Origin of the sequence: Kosmotoga arenicorallina S304, assembly GCF_001636545.1 — a bacterium.
Taxonomy (GTDB): Bacteria; Thermotogota; Thermotogae; order Petrotogales; family Kosmotogaceae; genus Kosmotoga_B; species Kosmotoga_B arenicorallina.
In genome coordinates, this window is record NZ_JFHK01000034.1 from 1 (window position 1) to 1637 (window position 1637).

At 39.6% G+C, this 1637-nt stretch carries 1 protein-coding gene and 1 pseudogene; both read right to left on the reverse strand.

What is annotated here, in order from left to right:
* Nucleotides 1-361: 361 nt before the first annotated feature.
* Nucleotides 362-895 (reverse strand): PH domain-containing protein, encoded by a 534-nt coding sequence (locus tag AT15_RS09940; protein ID WP_068349224.1) that lies wholly within the window; start codon nucleotides 893-895, stop codon nucleotides 362-364.
* Between the two features lie 172 nt (nucleotides 896-1067).
* Nucleotides 1068-1637: pseudogene (locus AT15_RS09945) on the reverse strand (IS701-like element ISKol8 family transposase); the annotation flags it as partial.

Here is a 1637-nt window from a genome sequence, read left to right on the forward strand (position 1 = left end):
TTAATGTTGAATTCGGTACCCCGTATCCTTCCCTTATTTCTCTTGTGTTTTTGTGGCCCTCTCCGTATTCTCTTTACCCTTTTAGCTTCAATTCCTTTGAATATTGTCCCCTGCTTCTCATCCCTTCACCCCCTTTTCTTTCATACTATCACCTCGTTATTCCCTGTCCTATTTCTTTAGGGGGTGATTACGATTGAAAAGCCGAGAACCGAGAATCCGAGATCCGAGAGAACTTCTAAACACCAGCAGAGCTGGTCGTGGCAACTCCGAAGGAGTTCATAACACTGGCGTAGCCAGTCATACCCACGCACAGCGTGCTTAGCCGCTGCTTCGCAGCGCCCAGCCACGCAAGCGTCATGCTTTATCTCGTCATTACTTCTATAAGATTATCATCAACTGCTTTTACAAAATCATCGAAATCCTTCGGGGCGAGCAAGAGAAGATAGCTTTCATTTTTAAGCTCTATTGCAATCGCTTTGTCTCCAATTGTAAGCATTTTGGCTGTTTTCCCATTTTTTAGCTTAAAATTTCCGACCCTATAATTCCCGATAGAAGTTCCAAAGGTACGTATAGCAGGCTTATATTCAGTATTTTCATTCCAATCGATGATTTTGCAGGATGCAATATCATCGGGAGTGATCGTTATTTTTGCCGAAAGGGGTATACTTATCCTCATTTCTCCTCTTTTAATTTCTATTCCTGCATTGTTGGGCACAATTATGAGGAGCCAGACCATGAAGAATATTAATACAAAAAGGAAAACAGTAACAATTTTAGGCCTTTTATGCTTTTTGGTGAAGATGGAAAACAATGTAATACCAGCAATCAAAGCGATGATACCATAAGAGAACAGGCTCATTGTAAGAGTAGTCCCGAGTTTAAAGAATTCGGTCATACGCACCTCCAGGTTAACGATGATTTGATGTTCAAAATCATTGTTGAATAAGCATTTCACGTCTTATTGTAGCATGAAGCATTTTTGATCTTTAAGTAAGTTTTTATCTAAATTCTTGTATGTTTTATGAAATTTCAGTCAATTGCTTTATAATCCCAAACTATGCAATTAGCTAAATGAACCCAGAAAGAGATGAGAAAAAGGCTTTAGGGTTACGGACAAACGAAATAAACACGGTAAAGAGGGTTTTTTCCAGATAATATAGTTCTACTTGCTGCTCAACGAATTCCCTAAATCCAATTTGGTCTTTGACATTCAAATAGTATCTCGCTATCATCATGGCTGTGAAGTAGAGAGCTACAAGCTCTATGTGTTTTTCAGTGGAACGCTGTGAGTAAACCTGTGTTTTCAGCCCCAATAGACCTTTTGCCTGCTTGAAGTATTCCTCCACAGTCTCTCTTTTGCTGTAATGATTGAGTATCTCATACTCTGTCATGTTCGTGTCGCTGCAAAGAATGATTCTCGTTTCGTCAGCACTGTTGTCAATGATTATCTTTACCTTTGCCTGGTAGCTCGGAACTCTCGCAATAAATGATGTGACTCCCTTAGTTTTTTTCTTGAGCTTTGAAAGCAAGAAGCTTTTTCCGTCAATCACAACCTTGAGATAGATACTCAGCCTGCAGATTATAGTCGAAGCAGAATTGAAAACCTTTGCAAATATACTGCTGAGCATGAAGGCTGA

Excerpts from the sequence above, each read along its gene's own strand:
- AT15_RS09940 (WP_068349224.1), bottom strand. The coding sequence starts at position 895 with ATGACCGAATTCTTTAAACTCGGGACTACTCTTACAATGAGCCTGTTC.